The following is a 2,979-nucleotide window of genomic DNA, read 5'->3' as shown; positions in this document are numbered from 1 at the left end:
CGGGCAGCCAACGCACCTGCGTGGGGATTATTGACGTCGCCGACGACGGCAGTCTTCGCCATGTGTTCCACGGCGCACTGGCCGTGGCCGGCGAGGCCACGTTCCCGCTTCGGCTGAAACGAATTTTCGACGAATTGCAGGTTATCGTGGGCACGCACCAGCCCACCGAGGCCTCCATCGAGCGTGTCTTCATGGCCCGCAATCCCGATTCGGCACTTAAACTGGGCCAGGCGCGCGGCGCTGCCATTTGCGCGTTGGTCAACCAGGGGATCGTCGTGCACGAATATGCGGCCAGTGAAGTGAAGCAGGCAGTCGTCGGCAGTGGACGCGCCGACAAAGCGCAGGTGCAACACATGATCGGCATCCTGTTGTCGATCAAGGGGCCCATCCAGGCCGATGCCGCCGACGCGCTGGCGATCGCCGTGACCCACGCCCATACCCGCTCGAGCACCGAGCGACTGGGCATTCCCCGCACCGCATGGAGGCGGCGCCGATGATCGGACGTTTGCGCGGCATCCTGGTAACCAAACAGCCGCCCAGCCTGTTGATCGACGTCGGTGGCGTGGGCTACGAAGTGGACGCCCCTATGTCCACCATCTACGAGCTTCCAGCCACGGGCAAGGAAGTCACTCTCCTCACCCACCATGCGGTGAAAGAAGACTCCGTCGCGCTGTACGGCTTCATGCACGAACACGAGCGCGCGCTGTTCCGGAACCTGCTCAAGGTGTCCGGCATCGGCGCCAAGATCGCCCTGGCGGTGCTCTCGGGCGTATCCACCGACCAGTTCTCCCGCCTGGTGCTTGCCGGCGATGTGGTGGCGCTGACCAAAATCCCCGGCATCGGCAAGAAGACGGCCGAACGCATCGTGGTGGAACTACGCGACCGTGTCGACGCCAACGGCGCGGCCATGCCAGCCGGTGGCGCGATGCCATCGGGTGCGCCGCTGGACGCCGCCGGCGAAGCCACCGTCGCGCTGCTGCAACTGGGCTACAAGCCGGTGGAAGTGTCGCGCCTGGTACAGAAAACCGCAGCCGACGGCGATGACGCCGAGGCCATCATCCGCAAGGCGCTGCGCGCCGCGCTGGGGAATTGATCGTGCAAACCAATGAAACCCGACGCCATTCGCTGGCCGCACTCGCGGCGGGTGCTGTTGGCGTCGTCTTCGGCGATATCGGTACCAGCCCGTTGTATGCGATGAAGGAAACCTTGGGCACGCACGGCATGCAGCCGGCACCAGACGCCGTGCTGGGTGTGCTGTCGCTGATTTTCTGGGCGCTTATCATGGTGGTGTCACTGAAGTACGTGACCTTCGTGATGCGTGCAGACAACAAGGGCGAGGGCGGCATCATGGCGCTGATGGCGCTGGCCCAGCGCAGCATGGTGGGTAGCCCGCGGGCGCGCTGGGTGCTGGCGGCCATCGGCATTTTCGGTGCCTCGCTGTTCTACGGCGACGGCGTGATCACCCCGGCCATGTCGGTGCTTTCTGCGGTGGAGGGGCTGGAGATCGCAGCGCCTGGCCTGGATGCCTACATCATTCCGATTTGCGTGGTGATCATCCTGGTGCTCTTCGGCATCCAGCGCCACGGTACGCACCTGGTGGGCCGGGCTTTCGCGCCGGTGATGATTATCTGGTTCATCGTGCTGGCCGTGCTGGGCGCTCGGCAGATCATGGCCCACCCCCAGGTGCTGTATGCACTGAACCCGATGTATGCGGTGGAGTTCTTCCAGACGCATGGCCGCGGCGCGTTCATTGCCCTTGGCGGCGTGGTGCTGGCGCTCACCGGCGCCGAGGCGCTGTACGCCGACATGGGTCATTTCGGCAAGCGTTCGATTCGCCTGTCGTGGTTCTTCTTCGTGCTGCCGGCGCTCTTGATCAATTACTTTGGCCAGGGCGCCTTGTTGCTGCATGACCAGACGGCGATCGAGAATCCGTTCTACAGGCTGGTGCCGGAAAGCCTGCTGTATCCGATGGTGGTGTTGTCCTCCATGGCGGCGCTGATCGCCTCGCAGGCGGTGATTTCCGGCGCGTTCTCGATGACCCGCGAAGCCATGCAACTGGGTTATTCCCCGCGCATGGCAATCAAGCACACCTCGCACCAGATGTCGGGACAGATCTTCCTGCCATGGATCAACCGCTTGTTGCTGGTACTGGTGCTGCTGGCAGTGGTGGGCTTCCGCTCATCGAACAACCTGGGTGCGGCCTACGGCATTGCGGTCACCGGCACGATGACCATGACCACCATGCTGGCCCTGGTGGTGGCGCGCAAGCGCTGGAATTGGGGCTGGCCGGCGGTGATCGCCACGGGCGTCATTTTCCTGATCGTCGACTTCGCCTTCTTCGGCGCCAATGCACTGAAGATCGCCCATGGCGGCTGGTTCCCGCTGGTGCTGGGCGTGGTGATCTTCACCATGATGACCACCTGGCGCCGCGGCCGCGACCTGGTGGTGCGAGAGATCAAGCAATCGGGCCTGGCCCTGGCTCCCTTCATCGAGAATATCGCCGAACATCCGCCGTTGCGGGTGCCAGGCACGGCGGTGTTCCTTACCGCCAACCAGAATTCCGTGCCGCACGCCATGCTGCACAACCTCAAACATAACAAGGTGCTGCACGAGCGCAATGTGATGCTTACCGTTGACGTGTTGGAAACGCCGGTAGCCGACAACGATGAGCGCGTGGATATCGTCGACATGGGCGGAGGCTTCTACGGACTGCAGCTGCGCTTCGGCTTCGCCGAGGATCCGAACATCCCGCTCGCCCTGCAGCGCTGCTCGGCAAAGGGGCTGGGCTTCGACCTGATGGACACGACATTCTTCCTGTCACGCGAAACCATCGTTGCCGACGTTCGCCGGCCGGGCATGGCGCTTTGGCGTGACAAGCTGTTTGCCTTCATGGCACGCAATGCGCTGCCGGCCACGGCGTTCTTCCAGATCCCGGGCAACCGGTTGATCGAGCTGGGTGCGCAGGTGGAGATCTAGGAC

3 protein-coding genes are annotated in these 2,979 nt (G+C 63.7%); all 3 read left to right on the top strand.

The annotated features are described in order from the left end of the window. Positions 1–497, top strand: a 497-nt coding sequence (ruvC, locus tag VK519_RS17725; protein WP_324351988.1) for a crossover junction endodeoxyribonuclease RuvC, incomplete at its 5' end; no start/stop codon positions are given. After that, positions 494–1,093, top strand: a complete 600-nt coding sequence (gene ruvA / locus VK519_RS17720; protein ID WP_324351986.1) for a Holliday junction branch migration protein RuvA — start codon at positions 494–496, stop codon at positions 1,091–1,093. The genes ruvC and ruvA, both read left to right, overlap by 4 nt. 2 nt (positions 1,094–1,095) lie before the next feature. Beyond that, entirely contained in the window at positions 1,096–2,976 is a 1,881-nt protein-coding gene (locus VK519_RS17715; protein WP_324351984.1) for a potassium transporter Kup, read from the top strand. Positions 2,977–2,979 lie beyond the last annotated feature (3 nt).

The sequence above is a fragment of the Pinirhizobacter sp. genome (assembly GCF_035317885.1).
Lineage (GTDB): Bacteria > Pseudomonadota > Gammaproteobacteria > Xanthomonadales > Rhodanobacteraceae > Pinirhizobacter.
This window is presented reverse-complemented; position numbering and strand designations above follow the sequence as displayed.

Excerpts from the sequence above, each read along its gene's own strand:
- ruvA (WP_324351986.1), top strand. The coding sequence starts at position 494 with ATGATCGGACGTTTGCGCGGCATCCTGGTAACCAAACAGCCGCCCAGC.